Raw genomic sequence first — 16912 nt, forward strand, 5'->3', positions numbered from 1 at the left:
AGCTACTTAATAAATAGATTTTCAACTTTTTATTTATCTAAATCTATTTTAAAGTTCGCTTTTTTCAGTCTTATTAAGGAATCATAAAATAAATAATAGACCAGTATTCTTTTTTTACAATGCCTAATTTAAATTTTCTATAGAATATTCAATTCTTTGATTATCCCTAATCTACAGATTTTAATGATTCTACCATTGGAGTTTTCTTTAATTTGAAATACATTACAAAATTTACTATTGATGCAAATGCTAATGTTAATATTGACGCATAAAGAAAGCTCATAAAGTCTATATTTCGTCCAAACATCATATTATCTGGCTCTGCTGTTATCATTATAAATTTATGCAATAAAACGCCTAGCCCAAGACCAGTTAATGTACCTATAAATGTTAACACAAAGTTTTCTCTATAAACATACGCAGAAACTTCATTATCATAGAAACCCAATACCTTAATTGTTGCAATTTCTCTTATTCTTTCACTTATATTTACATTAGTTAAATTGTATAATACAACAAATGCTAATGCTCCGGCTGAAATAATCATAATTAATACTACATAGTTTAAACTTGAAATTGTCTCCTTAAAACTATTCTCACTTAGCGAATTAAAACTTACTGATGTTACTTTAGACTCTTTTAATATATCTTTAGATAATTTATCCTCTGATTCTTTTGATTTATCCGCTAATATTGCAAACATTTTATTAAACTTTATTTCTTCTTTAAAAATTTTCTCGTAAAGATTATCAGTCATATAAACATAATTCATTACATATTGTTCTGAAATACCTCTAATTTTAACAGGTACTTTTTCATTTTCTTCTTTATCAATGTATATTGTATCTCCGATTCGTACTTTTAATTGTTTTGCAGCTTTTTCTGTTAATATAATTCCATCCTCTTGAATTTCTACTTCTTCTTTGTTTTTTCTACTCTTTAAATCTATAAAATTATTAAATTCATTTTTATATTTTGGAACTATTATTGTTACTGCTTCTGTAGCTTCATCACTAGATACATCTACATTTTTAGTTTTAATGCTTGTATAATCTGTTATTTCTCCATTTTTAGAGACCTCTTTTATGATTTCCTCTTGATTTTGCATATCTGTATTTGAATCAAATCCTATTGTCATATTATATTTATATACTTCTCCAAACTGCTTTTCTACAATCGCTTCTATAGAATCCTTTATTCCAAAACCTGCAAGTAACAATGCAGTACAACCTGCTATTCCTATTACTGTCATAAAGAATCTTTTCTTATATCTAAATATATTTCTTGCAGTTACTTTTTTACTAAAATTAAATCTATTCCATATAAACGGTATTCTTTCAAGTAATATCCGCTTTCCTTCCTTTGGGGCTTTTGGTCTCATTAATAATGACGGCATTTCTATAAGTTCTTTATTGCATGCTAAAAATGCTGCTAATGTTGTTATTAATACTGCTGATAGAGTTGCTATACTTGCATATAGAACATCAAACTTCAGTATAACAGGTGGAAGCGTATATAGCATGCTATAAGCATCAACTATTACTATTGGAAATACTGTAAATCCTATTGCAATACCTGCAATACTTCCTCCTATACTTGCAAATGCTGCATACAAAATATATTTTGATGCAATTGCTAGCTTACTATAACCTAGTGCTTTTAATGTGCCTATATTAATCCTTTGCTCATCTACCATTCTTGTCATAGTTGTTAAACAAACTAGTGCCGCTACTAAAAAAAAGAATAATGGGAATACTTGTGCTATAGCACTAACTCTATCTGCTGATCCATCATAATCTACAAAGCTATAATTACTATTTCTATCTAATACATACCATTTAGATTCTCCAATATCCTCTAATGAATTCTTACTTGGCAAAATAAAATCTTCATATTTCTTATTAAATGAATTTAATTTTTTAGCATCTTTTATAGTAATAAGAACTTCTTTATAGCAATCTATTTCCATGTCTTTTTCAGAAACCATTATAAAATTACTAACTCTACCGTTTCCTATATTACTGGTCCCCTTCTCAAATGTTAAGTAATATGGTGTTTCTACAATTCCAACTACTTGGAACTCATCTATTTTAAAACTTTTACTTATATCATCATTTGTTCCTGATGTAATCTTTAATTTTGATCCTATTTTTACATCTGCTTCTCTAATATCCCCTTTTCCAATTACACATTCACCAGGGTTTTCTGGCAGTCTTCCTTCAACTATTTTGGGTCTATTTATATAGTCTTTATTATCATTTGAAAGATTATTCTTTGGAAGTGCATGTATTTTTAGTACTAGCTCATTATTATTTATAGTTGTTAATACATCCATTGAACTAGTAGGAAATATGCCTTCTATATTTCCATATTTTTTAATTTTATCTATATCATTTTCATTAAATCCTAAAGTTGATAACAACCTCAAATCCATAAAATTATAATCATCATAATATTTATCAGCTGTTATTCTCATATCTGGTGCAGCCGCTTTAATTCCTGCAAAAAACGCTACTCCTAAAGTTACAATTGCAAATATTGATACAAATCTTCCAAAGGATTTTTTTATTTCTCTAAAAGTATCCTTTAATAAAGCATTTTTCATTACTACCACTCAATCCTTTCCACAGGAGTTGGCTTTTCGTTAATAGTAACACTTTCTACCTTACCATTTCTAACTTTTATTACCTTGTCTCCCATTGGTATAAGTGCTAAGTTATGAGTTATAACTACAATAGTCATACCCATTTTTTTACTTGTATCTTGAAGTAACTTTAAAATAGACTTACCTGTATTGTAATCTAAAGCCCCTGTAGGCTCATCACAAAGCAACAGTTTCGGATTTTTAGCTAGTGCACGTGCAATTGCTACCCTTTGTTGTTCTCCTCCTGACAACTGCGATGGGAAGCTATTTTTCCTATCCTTTAATCCTACTGCATCTAAAATTTCTGAAATATCAAATGGATTTTTACTTATTTGTGTCGCAAGCTCAATATTTTCAATAGCTGTTAGATTTTGAACTAAATTATAAAATTGAAATACAAATCCTATATCATATCTTCTATAAGTTGTTAACTCTTTTGAATTATATTTACTTATATCATTGCCATCAACTATTACACTTCCATAAGTTGGCTTATCCATTCCACCTAAAATATTTAATATTGTACTTTTACCGGCTCCACTAGCCCCTGCAACAATAACAAATTCTCCTTTATTTATAGAAATATTAACCCCGCTTAGTGCTTCTATTTCTACCTCACCCATTTTGTATATCTTCTTAACCTCGTTAAACTCTATATATTTTCTCAAAGTTATTCCTCCTACTTATAAATTTATAATTTATAACTGTACTTACTCTATTTTCTTATTTAAAACATCTTTTGACCAATTATAAATTTTATATAATTTAGGATAATTTTCTTCTTCCTCTTTTTCTTTTTGAAAATTAGCCATCAACATTATTGGTTTTAATAAAATTTTAGTATCATTATATCCTTCTTTAATTCTATTTCGCTTTGATTCTTTATCTAAATTTAATGTTCCAGTTAATATTGTTTCCACAAGATTTCTTGGATAAATTTCTATTATATGTGTATTTGGATAAAGTAACCTGTCCACTTTAGCGTCTTTAGATAGGGATACTACAATAATAACATCACAATTTTCCCCATACACTGGTTGAATTGGAGTATTATCAACTATTCCACCATCAACATAGCTATTTTCAAATACAGGTGTACTATCATATATAAGTGGCAATGATGCCGAAGCTAAAATCATTGCTTTAGCTATTTTAGAATCATAATCATTTAACCTAAAATATTTAACTTTTAATTCTGGAAGTTCCGTACATGTAACATAACATATCTTTTTACGTTCTTTAATCATATCTACCTTTAAATATTTTTCTATAATTTTTACTGCTCCATCTTTTGAAACAGTTCCTTCTTCTAATTTCTGATTCATATATTTCTTGGCAAAATTCGGATTTTTGGTACCAATAATTAACCCCATTCCTTTTTTAAAAAGTTCGAACTTACTTATTGGAACCAGTTTATCCATTGTTACTTCATCCCATAATTGTTCTGCAAGCATCATATCATCTTGTGCAAATAAAACTGCGTTAAATGCACCTATAGATGTTCCTGAAAAAACACTTATATATTTATCTAAACCAAGTTCTTTTAGCGCCTTCCAAACTCCTAGTTCATAAGCACCCTTTCCTCCACCACCAGATAATACTAATCCTATTTTCATTTTTATCTCGTCTCCTCTTTTACCTTACCGTTAAATAGATTATAACAATAATATATTTTAAAATCTATTATTGTTATACTGAATGTTTTATTTTATGAATACTTTTTTTAATTTTTTTATAAAAATTTCCCTTTACTTTGAACCCTAAATGCTTTAATATATGTGATGTTAATAATTAGGTTGTTAATTATTTATACAATCTTTTTATTTAGGCATCATAACATAAATAGTAAACCAGTATCCTTGATTATTTATTTTACAACGCCTTATTTAAATTTATATTAATAATCAAATTTCATAATAATATATCAAATTATCATTTATAAGGATGTGACCATATGGATAACAAAAAATCCTATTCTAGTGAAGAAAATAAACTAAAAGAATCAACTAATCCAAATGACAATAACTCTCTATCTACAGAAGGTTATGATAAAGAAACTACACCTATAAATAAAGCCGAAAATTTAGCCAAGCCTAAATCATTTGAAAAAAAAGAAAATTCCATAACTAAATTTAAATATTGGAAATCTGCTATTATACTTTCTATTATTATTATTCTATCTATTCCAATATTTCTTGGAATTAAAAATAATAATCTTATAAAGAGTTTTTCTAACACGGTTTATCCAGAATCATATGTTTTGGATAAAGATCTTTCAGGGTTAACTAAAGATACTCTTCATACTACCCTTGAAACTCTCATAGGAGAACTGGGAAACACTAAGATAAAAGTTAATATTGGTAAAAAGATTTTTGAAACTACTTATAAAGATATTGATGTAACAATTCCATATGATGAATTTGAAAAGAAAATATTTGATTATGGTAAAGATCAAAGCTTCTTTACCAAAATAAATCTAATAAAAAAACCTGTAAAAAAAGACTATGAATTTGAATTTGCTTACAGTGAAGAAAAATTCAATAACTTCTTAGCTACTATTGCAGCAGATGTTAATGTAGCCCCTGTAAATTCAACTATTAATATAAATGGTGGCAACATAAGTATTACTGAAAGCAACGGTGGATATGTTTTAAATTCCGAGGAATTACTAGCTAATTTAAAAGTAGCTATGAAGGATATATCTCATAAGGTTGAGTTAACATTAGATACTACTTTACTACCCGTAGAAGAATCTATAAAAAAAGAAACACTGCAAGGTGTACAAAGTAGGATTTCTACATTTACAACTACTTACAAAACAGGTCCAAGCAGTGTTAATTTGGAACTTGCTACTCGTAATATAGATAACATTCTACTTATGCCAGGAGAAAGCTTCTCTTGCGAACAAGGAATTGGACCAACTACACCTGAAAATGGGTTTGTTCTTGCTAATACCTATGTTGGTGGTCAAATTGTTAAAGGTTATGGTGGTGGTGTTTGTCAAGTGTCTTCTACACTTTATAACACAATGCTCCGTGGTGGAATAATTCCATTTGAAAGGCAAAATCATATGATGCCAGTTTCTTATGTTCCTATGGGGCTTGATTCAACTCTTGCTGATGGATTTATTGACTTGAAATTCAAAAATGATTATAGCTATCCTATAGTTATAAATTCATCAGCATCAAACGGAAGCTTAACTATTGAATTTTGGTCAAATGATAGTGTACTAAAAGGACTTAGGTATGAACCAAAAAGTGTTCAAAAAAATAGTTTAAGTGCTGATGCTTATTTATATTCTTACGATGCAAATGGCACTATGGTTTCTGAACAATTTTTAGATACTAGTACTTATAAACCATTTCCAACTTAATAATAGCAAATTAAAAAGCAGTAATGATATTTTTCATTACTGCTTTTTTTGTAATTAAGACAGTTTAAGGCACCATAAAATAAATAACAGACTATCACATTAGTCTATTATTTATTTTACACTGCCTTATATATCCTATTTCTAATATTCTTCAAATGCTATATTTCTATTATAAATTTCTGTAGCTACGCTAATTCCAACATATCTAATATGCCACGCTTCGTATTTATATCCAGTTATATCTTCTTTCCCTTTAGGATATCTCACAATAAATCCATATAGATGAGCATTCTCCCTTACCCATTCTACTTCTGTGCCAGTTTTTATTAAATTACCACTTTCATCTCCTAAATCTATAGCCAGACCCATTTGATGCTCACTTCTCCCTGGAATAGCTACATAGTTATTAGTATATTCTTGTCCGTTATTAGCTATATTTATATCATAAATATTCTGTTGTAATTGATAAGACCTATATCCAGAAATCCCATATAAGGCTATTCCATCTTTTAAAGCACCATCAACAAGCTTTTCTACAGCCTTTGCTCCTTCATATTCCATATGCATTTCTTCATCAGATGATGCTCCTGAAAAAGGTATATTTACTTTTTCTAAATTAGCAGGAACAAAACTTTCATCTAACCAGTGCTTATCATTTACCATCATAAGCATTGGGTTATATTCTACGTTACTTTCTCCCTTTTCAATATCCTCACTTGGTTCATTTGAGTTATCTATATTTTCAACATTATTTTTATTATTCGTACACCCATTAAAAGTAAGTAGAGTTATACATCCTACAACTAATAATTGTAATAACTTATTTTTTTTCATAAAATAATCCTCCAAGATATATTATCTTTTTTAATATTATTATTTTACGCTATTCCTCTAATCACTAAATTAGCTGTTGCAATATTTGTTGCTACAGGTATTTTATAAACATCACATAACCTAAGTAATGCACTTATATCCGGTTCATGTGGCTGTGATGTTAGTGGATCCCTAAAAAATATAACCATATCAATATCATGAGATGCTATCATTGCGCCTATTTGTTGGTCACCACCAAGGGGACCACTTTTATATCTGTATATATCTAACTTTGTATTTTCCATAATCCTTGTCCCAGTTGTCCCAGTAGCAACCAACTTCACTTTTGATAAAATATTTTCATTTTCTTTAGCAAAATTAATCATTTCTTCTTTTTTCTTATCATGTGCTATTAATGCAACCTTCATATTTGACACTCCTTAAAATACTATATTTCACTTATTTTAGGCACTTTCAAAAAATAATACATTAATAACTTTGTATATTTTTTTTAAAAGTTCCTTATATTAAATTTTTATTTCTTTTGCTTGTCTTGATATATTTAAAAGAACTCCCATTGCTGCTAAATTAAAAACCATAGACGTACCCCCATAACTTATAAAGGGAAGTGGAACGCCGGTTACGGGCATTGATCCTGTAACAACTGCAATATTTATCATAGCTTGTACTGCTATTATTGATATTATTCCAGTAGCTAACATAAATCCATAATTATCTTTAGCCCTTATAGCAACTGATATACCTCTAAGTATTAAAAACAGAAATAATCCCATTACTAATATGCAACCAATAAGTCCGAGTTCTTCTCCTATTATGGCGAAGATAAAGTCATTATATGGTTCTGGCATATATAGCGCCTTTTGAGTTGACTGTCCAAGCCCAACTCCGGTTATCCCCCCAGATCCTAAAGCATAAAAAGATTGAATAAGTTGAAAGTTTCTGTCACCTGCATCAGCCCATGGGTCTAAGAAACCTAAAAATCTCTCCATACGATATTCACTAGTAAATATAAGTGCCATTCCCGATGCAATACCCAAAGGTATTAAACATGCTATTTGTTTTATATTTGCACCCCCAACTAAAATCATAATAAAGGTTACTATCATTATAATAGAAGCTATGCTTAAATTATTTTCTAATAATATTAATCCAGCGAATATAGCTGCTATAAATAGATACAAAATAGTCCCATTAAAAAAACCATCCATTTTTTTCTTTCTATTGTCAATGCTCATAGCCATAAACATTACTACTACATATTTAGCTAGCTCTGAAGGTTGAAAAGAAAAAGCCCCAATATAAATCCATCTTGTTGCCCCGTTCATAGGTTTTGAAAACAAAACTGCTACTAAACAACCTATTGTAACTATAGCTGCTAAAAGGGTCATTTTCTTATATATATGGTAATCTATAGACATTGTAAATATCATTACAATAATACCAACTATAGTCCATATCAACTCTTTCTTTAAAAAGAATTCCGTACTTTTTTCTTGTACATGTAATGCATAATAAGCGCTTGATGAGTAAACCATAACTATACCTATACATACAATAAGAATTATAGTGCAAAATATTTGAAAATCTATCTTTCCTGCTTTCTTTTTTATACTGTTTAATTTCATAAATATTACTCCTATTCCACAAAAATTAATTTATTCTAATTCAAGTTGTACCTTAGTTCCTTTTTCAATAATCTTACCTTTTTCAATATTTTGTTTAGTTACTAAACCAGTTCCAGCAGCATTATAAGTAACTCCAATTTTATTTAATGATTCATCTACTTTTTCTAATGAGTATCCTATCAAATCTGGCATAACAATTTTATTTTCTATAGCTTCTTTATCTCCAGAATATATATTTATTTTAGAATTTTCTTGCATGGCAGTTCCTGGATCTGGATTCATTTTAACTACAATAGAATCTTTACCTTCTAAAGTAACTTGTAATTTATTATCCTTAAGTATTTGTTTTGCATCCTTAACAGATTTCCCTCTTACATCCGGAACTATTATATTATTAACATTCTTTGTAGTTTGTTTATATAGAGGTGAATCTATATAAACACGAATTTTTTGGAAAAATTCTTTAACAATAGAATTTGTTACTTGTCCCCCATAATACTTTGCAGGGTTTGGCTCATCCACCTTTATATATATAGTTATTTGAGGATTATCTACAGGATACATAGCTAATACAGATGCAATATATTTATCTTTTGCATATCCACCATTAACTGTATCAGCTTTTTCCGCGGTACCCGTTTTAGCCCCTATTCTATATTCTTTTCCCATAAATGATCCAACTGGTCCGCCTTGATTAATTGTTCTTTCTAAATAATCTCTTAAGACACCAGTATTAGCTTCAGACATTACACCCTTGTTTATTGTAGGTTTAAATGTATCATCTATTATTCTTGTTCCATTTTCATCAACATGAGCTATTTCCTTCATAACATGAGGTTGTATTAAATCCCCACCATTAGCAATAGCATTAAACCCAGTAATTAGCTGAATAGCTGTAGTGGTGTTTGTTTGCCCAAAAGCTATGGTTGCAAGATCCATTTCACTAATATTTTCTGGTTTCTTTAGTATACCTTCAGATTCTCCAGGTAAATCTATATTTGTAGCTTGTCCAAATCCATACTTACGCATGTATTCATCTAACTTTTCTTTACCAAGTTTAGCTCCTACTTGCATAAACCCTACATTACAAGAATTTTGAAGTATTTGAGGAAGAGTTTGTGTTCCATGACCGCTTAAGTTCCAACATTTAACTAATGTAGACCCAAACATTGTACCTCCATTACAAGTAAAAGTATCATTTTCACTTACTACACCTTCTTCTATAGCAGCCATCATACTAAAATTTTTAAAAGTAGAACCAGGTTCAAAAGCATCACTTACTAAGCTATCTTTAAACATATTTTGAAGTTTTTCAGTATCATTTTCGCCAGGAAAGGCCTGATATTCATTAAATGTATTGTTAGGATTAAAATCTGGTTTATTTGTCATAGCTAAAATTTCACCATTGTTTGGATTTGAAACAATAATAGAAACTCCTTTAGCTATATTCTCAGTCATAGCCTTTTCTGCTAACTCTTCTATTATATACTGAATGTTTTCATCAATTGTTAATGTTACATCCTTTCCAGGAATTGGAGGTGTGACTATTTTTGAGTCACCTGGTAACTGTGTTGATGCTCCATCAACCTGAGAAATTCTTACTCCTGATATTCCTGCTAAATATTTATCGTATTGTAATTCAATTCCATTTAAGCCCTTATTATCTAAATTAACGCTACCTAGTGCATGCGCTAAATAATTATTACTCGGATATAATCGCTTAGTATCCCCTGAAATAATAACACCATATATTTTAAGTGCTTCAACTTTATCTGCCTGACTTTTTTCTATTCCTCTAACCAAAATTGTTGAAGAAGCCTCTTTGCCATCTTCATTCTTTGTTTCGAGTTTTTTAAGAACAGTATCAAAATCCATTTCTAAAGCATCTGCTAAAGATTTAGATATGTCTTTAATTGTAAAATTATTATCAGATATATATTCTCGTATTGAATCTAAATCTAAATCTATTCTATATACACTTATTGTTGATGCTAAAGTAGCACCATTCCTCGCTAAAATATCTCCTCTTTCTGCTAGAACTATATATTGAGCTTCTCTCTGTGCTTTTGCCATTTTAGAATATTCCCCATTTTTGTATATCATTATATAAAGTAATCTTATTGTTAAAAAAACAAATACTACACATATACAACTACTAACAAACAAAAGTCTATTAGATGACTTCATCCTACTTATACCTTTTTCTTTTACAAATTTCTTGTTTTTAAAATTCATTTTACACTCTCCACCTTAGACCTATAATATATTTATAAATATATTATACATTTTTCTGATTGCTTTTACAATTTCATCTTTAATTATATATATATAAACTTCTTTTTTTTATTTCTTTATAAACAAAAAAGGACTAGCTTCTAAAATAATTTCAAAAGCTAATCCCTTTTCGTTATACTTTATGCAGTTTCAATTACTCTATCTTCATCATCTTCTTCTATTTCTACATCTTTTTTTCTATTCATAATATAATCTACAATAATTGCAAGGGCTCCATCTCCAGTTACATTAGTTGCAGTTCCAAAACTATCTTGAGCTGCATGTAATGCAATCATAATTGGCTTTTCTAGTCCACCAAAACCTAGCATAGATTCTAATAACCCAAGTGCAGACATTACTCCTCCCCCTGGAATTCCTGGAGCTGCTATCATTGTAACTCCTAGCATTAATATAAATGGCATCATTATTGAGAAAGTTGGTACTCGTCCATTCATATACATAACTCCCATTGATGTTAATACTAAAGTAATAGTATCTCCAGCTAAATGTATAGTAGCTGCTAGTGGCACTACAAAATCAGTTATCTCCTCACTAACACCATTACGTCTAACAGCTTCTCTTGTTATTGGAATAGTCGCTGCTGATGATTGTGTTCCTAATGCAGTTAAGTATGCAGGTACCATATTTTTTAATAACTTAAAGGGATTTTCCTTTTTCAATGTTCCAGCTATTAAATATTGAACTAGAATATACAAAGCTTGTACTGAGAATAAAATTGCATACACTACTCCAAAAGATTTTAATGTTGTAAATATTTCACCACTAAAGCTTAATTTTGCAAAAATACATCCTATATAGATAGGTACTATTGGTATTAACACATTAGATATAACCATCATAACTATTTTATTAAATTCTTCTGTTACTTCTAAAAACACACTATTTTTAATCTTTGATAATCCTATACCTAGTACAAATGCAAATACTAAAGCCGACATTACTCCAATTATTGGAGGCATTTCTACTGTGAAGTATGGTTTAATACTTCCTCCACTTTCTTGCATTAATATACTTCCATTAATAAACTTAGGCAATAATACTGATCCAATCATAAATGAAGCTAACCCCGCTACAATAGTTGAAACATAAGCTATTATTGTTGTTACTAAAAGTGCTTTCCCTGATCCGCCTCTTAAAGACGCTATTCCTGGAACAATAAATCCTATAATTATTAATGGAACCATAAACGATAAAAAGTTTCCAAACAATTCTGAAAATGTCCCTAAAATTCTTATTGGATAATCAATTCCTATACTTTTACACCAAAGGCCTAAAAGTATTCCTATTACTAGTGCAATAAGTATTCTGCCTATTAATGATATTTTTTTCATTATAACCGCCCCTTTTTCTTCTCTTTTGTATCTCTTGCGAATACATTTGTATTCTCTTTAAATACACTTTACATTCTTAATTCAATTTTGTCAAATATTTTTTTATATTTTCACTTTATTCTATTGAAATTAAAAAAAATCACCCCCGGGGTGTAAATATTTACTTTTACAGTAAATATTATACCCCAGGGGTGATAATTATTATTTAATTTCTTTTTCTACTATTAAATCCATTATTTCTAGTTTTCTTAGATGAATCCTCATTTGCGAAATCATCCTTTGAAGAGGAGCTTCTACTTGAGCCATTCTTATTTGAAGTATTTCTACTTGAACCATCTCTATTTGAAGAACTTCTACTTGAAGCACTTCTATTTGAATCGCTTCTTGATGAATTAGATCTAGACGATCCAGATCTAGCTGAAATTCTTGCATTCTTTTTAGCTGTTTCTTGCTTTTCAAATGCTGCTTCATCTGCAGTTATTGGATATATGTGTCCTCCTATTACAGGAACTTTCTTTGCTGTAAGTTTTTCGATATACCTAAGTAATTCTTTTTCTTCTTCACAACAAAATGAAAGTGCAACTCCCTCAAGTCCCGCTCTTCCAGTACGTCCAATTCTATGAACATAAGTTTCTGGAACCTCTGGTAAGTCAAAATTAATTACATGTGATAATTCATCTACATCAATACCTCTTGCTGCAATATCTGTAGCTACAAGTACTCTAATTTTTCCTTCTTTAAAGTTTTTCAAGGCAAGTTGACGTGCATTTTGCGACTTATCACCATGAATAGCTTGAGCCTCTATTCCTGCGTTCTCAAGTTCTTTTGTTATTACATTTGCTCCACGCTTTGTTCTTGAAAACACTAAAACAGATGCAATAGATTCATCTTTAAGAATATCTACAAGTAGAGATTTCTTATTTTTTCTACTAACAAAGTATATTCCTTGTGAAATTCTATCTACAGTAGATGAAACTGGTGCAACTTCTACCTTTACAGGATTTCTCAAAATAGAATCTACTAGTTTTGAAACTTCATTTGGCATAGTTGCAGAGAATAGCATATTTTGTCTAACTTTTGGAAGTCTTGCTATTATCTTTTTAACATCATTAATCATACCCATATCAAGCATACGATCTGCTTCATCAAGAATAAAATATTTTACATTTTGTAAATCAATAAATTTTTGGTTAATTAAATCAATTAGTCTTCCTGGTGTTGCAATTAATACATCCACACCTTGTTTAAGAGCCCTCGTTTGAGGATTTTGTGGTACTCCACCAAAAATAACTAAATTTTTAATATTTAAATGCTTTCCGTAAGCAGTAAAACTTTCTTCTATTTGAATAGCTAATTCTCTAGTCGGTGCTAGTATTAATGCCTTAATTTGTTTTGGACCTTTTTCAGCCTCTTCACTAGTAAAAATATTTTGTAATACTGGAATAGCAAAAGCTGCTGTTTTACCAGTACCGGTTTGTGCACAGCCAAGGATATCTTTTCCATTTATTAAATGTGGAATAGATTTTTCCTGTATTGGCGTAGGTTTTGTATATCCCTCTTCTTTTAAAGCCTTTAAAATAGGCTCAATTATATTTAGATTCTCAAATAACATTTTTTTCTCCTTCGAAAGTGGTCATTATAAATTTTAAATATCTTAAATCAACTATATACTTATATACAATTTTTATTCAAATTTGTATATAATGAATTCCGTTATTATTTTATTATATCTAACTGTCCACATTTTTTTATTTACTTAAAATTAATAAGCATTCTTTATAACTTATCTAATTTGTACTATTTAGATAAGTTTCTCTTTTTCTATTTTGTGAGAATAATAGAAAAAGAGACTCTCACAAAATATGTTAAGTTACGAAACTAAACATATTACGAATGTCTCTTCCAATCATTATACAGGATTTTTAGAAAAATAGCATTAATTTTTATTAAATAATATTTAATTTAATCTACTATTTTTTTAAAAATACACTTGATGCTATGTTAACTATATCCTTAACTATATCTACCTTATCGAATAATCCTTCTTTTAAAATTATAGCTTCTGCTGTAGTTTCAAGAGCTACATCACTGATATCTCTAACATTTTCAGATATATCATTAATGTTTTTAAGCGTATTATCTAAATTAGTTTTATTTTTTTCAATAGTTTTATTAAGGTTGTCCACTAATTTTCCTACTTTTATTAATATTACTATAAGATATGTTAATGCAATAATTGCTGTTATTATTAAAATCCCTAATAATAGTGTCTTCATATTAACTTCTATAATCATATTTACCTCACTTATAAGGGAGCTTAAAGAAAATAGCCTAGAATATGACTAGTTATTTTTTCAATCTCCCTATCCTTTAATTTTAAAGTATTACGTCTTCAATTGTTGCAGTTCTGTTATCTTCCTTAATAGCTGCATCTAATCTAACTTTTTCATCTTTTTTATCTTTTAAATACTCTGAAACTTTATTTTTAACTTCCATAGTTTTATCTTTTGCTGTTGTGCTTATATTGCTTGCTGATTCCTTTAAAGAATCTCTAGTTTCTTTTCCAGCCTTTGGTGCAAAAAGAAACCCTCCAGCTATTCCTGCTAATATACCAACTGTTGCCCCAACTGCTATATTCTTTGTTTTCTTAGTGTTTTCTTTCCTACTCTTTGCTTTTCTCTTTTCTTCAATTAATTTTGCTAAACTCATGTATAGTCCTCCTTAAAATCTTTTCTTTAATAATATTATACTACCATTTACACTATGTGACAATATTCTACATACTAACTTAGTATTTATTTTAATATCCCTTAATAAATACATTATTTGAAATTAATAACAAATCAAATATTTTGAGGATATTTTCTACTCGATGAAAAACCACACCCTTTACATAGTTATTCTATGTAAAGGGTGTGGTTATTAATCATAGTCCCAAATAGATCATAATATGACTTGTTATTTTTTGAAGTTCCATTAGGTATAGCTTTTTATACTATTCTATTTCTATGATAATTATAAATATAGAATGGAATGCCCATTAACATCATTATGAAGCCCCACATTACTGTTTCTGCTCCTGATCCATATATTGTCCATATTGTATAAATAAATGCTAATAAGGGCACTATTGATTTCTTTATAAATATCCAAAATGTAAATTCCTTTGAGTCTTTAAACATTAACATAATTTCTGCTGCTGCCGTTAATAAATAAACTGGTAAAAATGATAATGTAGCCAATATTGTAATAAACGTAAATGATGAAACCATCCCTTTTTGATAATTCATAATTAATAATATATTTACTAGTATTGAACTTACTATTAATGAGTTAACTGGCGTGCCATATTTAGGATGTATTTTGCCAAAGAATTTTGGAAAGACGCCATCTTGACCTGCTGCATATGAAATACGAGCAGTTGATAATAACCAACCAATTATTGTACCTAAAATCGATACTACTATTGCTATAGTTAATATCTTGCCTACTGAAGGTCCAAGAACATTAGTCAGTATATCAGTTAAAGGTGCTTGACTTACTGCAAGCTGCTCATTTGACATAGCGCCCATGCTTACAATACTTATTACTAAATAAATCGTTGCTGCAATAATTAATCCATATATTGTGCTCTTTTTAACATTTTTTTCAGGATCTTTTATTTCTCCTGCTGTAACTGTGGCGCTTTCCATTCCTACAAAAGCCCATAAAGTGGCAGTAGCTGCTAATGGTATTGTAGAAAGTCCTTTTCCTTCTGGTAATAGTGGAATTAAATTTGAACTGTCAAAGGCGAAGAATGAAACAATAATAAAAATTGTAAAGAATCCTATTTTAAATACTGTAGCAAAACTTTGAATTTTCCCAGCTTTCTTTACTCCTACTATGTTTATTATGGTAAATGTCCATAATACTACACTTGAAAAAACAATCGCATATATAGGCTTATTTAATGCAGGCATAATTGCTGTACTATAACTTACTAACGCTACCACGATTGCTGCATTCCCTATCCATGACCCATTCCAATATAGCCATGCACTTAAAAACCCTGCGAATTCCCCAAAGGCTTCTTTTGTATATTTATAGGCTCCTCCTGTACTTGGATACTTGGATCCTAAATTTGCAAAGGATAGAGCTATAGTTATTGATCCTAAAGTTGTTATTATCCATGCTATTATTGTAGCCATTGGTCCCGAAACCTGAGCAAGTGTAGCTGGCAACATAAAAACACCTGATCCTATCATGTTCCCACATACAAGCATAGTTGCCATAAACAGACTGATTTCCTTCTTTAAATTCTTATTTTCCATTTTGTCCTCCTTAAGTTTCAGGTAAAAAAAACAAGCTCAGAGGCTATTCTCTGAGCTTGTATAAATTCTTAAGTAACAAACACAAAGATAGCTCTCCATAAATATTATGGCAGTTTTGCATATATTTTATACAAACCCAACATATAGCCTTAAAACATTAACTATATACTTCGGCAATAATACCTTTCATATTAAATCACAGCGTTTAACTCATTAATATTACTTTTTATCATTGCAACCTCTATCTTTTCCCTATTAAATTGTTTTTTTCTTATTTTAACATTTTTTTTATAAATGTCAAATATACCGAGTTCTAAAATAACAACTCAAATATTCTTAAATCTTTTTGATATGCCTAACCTAGCTTATTAATGATATAATATTTTTACAGGAACTTCCCATAGACGAAATTTATTTTCTAATGCTAAGAACCTAATCAAAATCGTAAATTTTGCTTATATTCTTATATACTTGAGCTTTTATAATTAATATTCTAAAAG

Annotated in this window: 13 protein-coding genes and 1 riboswitch; of the genes, 1 reads left to right on the plus strand and 12 read right to left on the minus strand. The window is 29.3% G+C overall.

Annotation, left to right across the window (positions count from 1 at the left end; translation table 11 throughout):
• Nucleotides 1–166 precede the first annotated feature (166 nt).
• Genes BLS77_RS04260 through BLS77_RS04270 form a run of 3 tightly spaced genes read right to left on the minus strand, consistent with a single transcriptional unit; the run spans nucleotide 167 to nucleotide 4260 of the window.
• Nucleotides 167–2605, minus strand: a complete 2439-nt coding sequence (locus BLS77_RS04260; protein ID WP_175490763.1) for an ABC transporter permease — start codon at nucleotides 2603–2605, stop codon at nucleotides 167–169.
• Between the two features lie 2 nt (nucleotides 2606–2607).
• A complete protein-coding gene (locus BLS77_RS04265; protein WP_089966183.1) occupies nucleotides 2608–3312 on the minus strand; it encodes an ABC transporter ATP-binding protein in 705 nt (234 codons plus the stop codon).
• Nucleotides 3313–3354: 42 nt separating this feature from the next.
• Nucleotides 3355–4260, minus strand: a complete 906-nt coding sequence (locus BLS77_RS04270; RefSeq protein WP_089966185.1) for a patatin-like phospholipase family protein — start codon at nucleotides 4258–4260, stop codon at nucleotides 3355–3357.
• A gap of 338 nt (nucleotides 4261–4598) precedes the next feature.
• Here BLS77_RS04270 and BLS77_RS04275 point away from each other — a divergent pair, with 338 nt between their 5' ends.
• The gene (locus BLS77_RS04275) at nucleotides 4599–6017 is read left to right on the plus strand and encodes a VanW family protein (protein WP_089966187.1); all 1419 of its coding nucleotides are present in this window, start codon (nucleotides 4599–4601) and stop codon (nucleotides 6015–6017) included.
• 141 nt (nucleotides 6018–6158) lie between these two features.
• Here BLS77_RS04275 and BLS77_RS04280 read toward each other — a convergent pair whose 3' ends face one another.
• From BLS77_RS04280 to BLS77_RS04320, 9 genes are all read right to left on the minus strand, one after another.
• Complete coding sequence (locus BLS77_RS04280; RefSeq protein ID WP_089966189.1) at nucleotides 6159–6851, minus strand: M15 family metallopeptidase; 693 nt, start codon at nucleotides 6849–6851, stop codon at nucleotides 6159–6161.
• Between the two features lie 44 nt (nucleotides 6852–6895).
• Nucleotides 6896–7258: a methylglyoxal synthase gene (locus BLS77_RS04285; RefSeq protein WP_089966191.1), complete on the minus strand. Its 363-nt coding sequence runs from the start codon at nucleotides 7256–7258 to the stop codon at nucleotides 6896–6898.
• Between the two features lie 99 nt (nucleotides 7259–7357).
• Nucleotides 7358–8476 carry a putative lipid II flippase FtsW gene (ftsW, locus tag BLS77_RS04290; protein ID WP_089966193.1) on the minus strand — a complete coding sequence of 373 codons (1119 nt, stop codon included), beginning with the start codon at nucleotides 8474–8476 and terminating at the stop codon, nucleotides 7358–7360.
• 30 nt (nucleotides 8477–8506) lie between these two features.
• Nucleotides 8507–10711, minus strand: coding sequence for a PASTA domain-containing penicillin-binding protein (locus tag BLS77_RS04295; protein ID WP_089966195.1), 2205 nt, complete (start codon nucleotides 10709–10711; stop codon nucleotides 8507–8509).
• A 179-nt stretch (nucleotides 10712–10890) separates the two neighbouring features.
• Nucleotides 10891–12102, minus strand: coding sequence for a dicarboxylate/amino acid:cation symporter (locus BLS77_RS04300; RefSeq protein ID WP_089966197.1), 1212 nt, complete (start codon nucleotides 12100–12102; stop codon nucleotides 10891–10893).
• 205 nt (nucleotides 12103–12307) lie between these two features.
• On the minus strand, nucleotides 12308–13714 hold the full coding sequence (locus BLS77_RS04305) for a DEAD/DEAH box helicase (protein WP_089966198.1): 1407 nt from the start codon (nucleotides 13712–13714) through the stop codon (nucleotides 12308–12310).
• 358 nt (nucleotides 13715–14072) lie between these two features.
• Nucleotides 14073–14396 carry a DUF948 domain-containing protein gene (locus BLS77_RS04310; RefSeq protein WP_089966200.1) on the minus strand — a complete coding sequence of 108 codons (324 nt, stop codon included), beginning with the start codon at nucleotides 14394–14396 and terminating at the stop codon, nucleotides 14073–14075.
• 82 nt (nucleotides 14397–14478) lie between these two features.
• Nucleotides 14479–14811: a YtxH domain-containing protein gene (locus tag BLS77_RS04315; RefSeq protein WP_089966203.1), complete on the minus strand. Its 333-nt coding sequence runs from the start codon at nucleotides 14809–14811 to the stop codon at nucleotides 14479–14481.
• Between the two features lie 281 nt (nucleotides 14812–15092).
• Nucleotides 15093–16412 (minus strand): APC family permease, encoded by a 1320-nt coding sequence (locus tag BLS77_RS04320; RefSeq protein WP_089966205.1) that lies wholly within the window; start codon nucleotides 16410–16412, stop codon nucleotides 15093–15095.
• Nucleotides 16413–16492: 80 nt separating this feature from the next.
• A riboswitch (Lysine riboswitch) is annotated at nucleotides 16493–16664 on the minus strand.
• Nucleotides 16665–16912 lie beyond the last annotated feature (248 nt).

Source organism: Clostridium gasigenes (assembly GCF_900104115.1).
Lineage (GTDB): Bacteria > Bacillota > Clostridia > Clostridiales > Clostridiaceae > Clostridium > Clostridium gasigenes.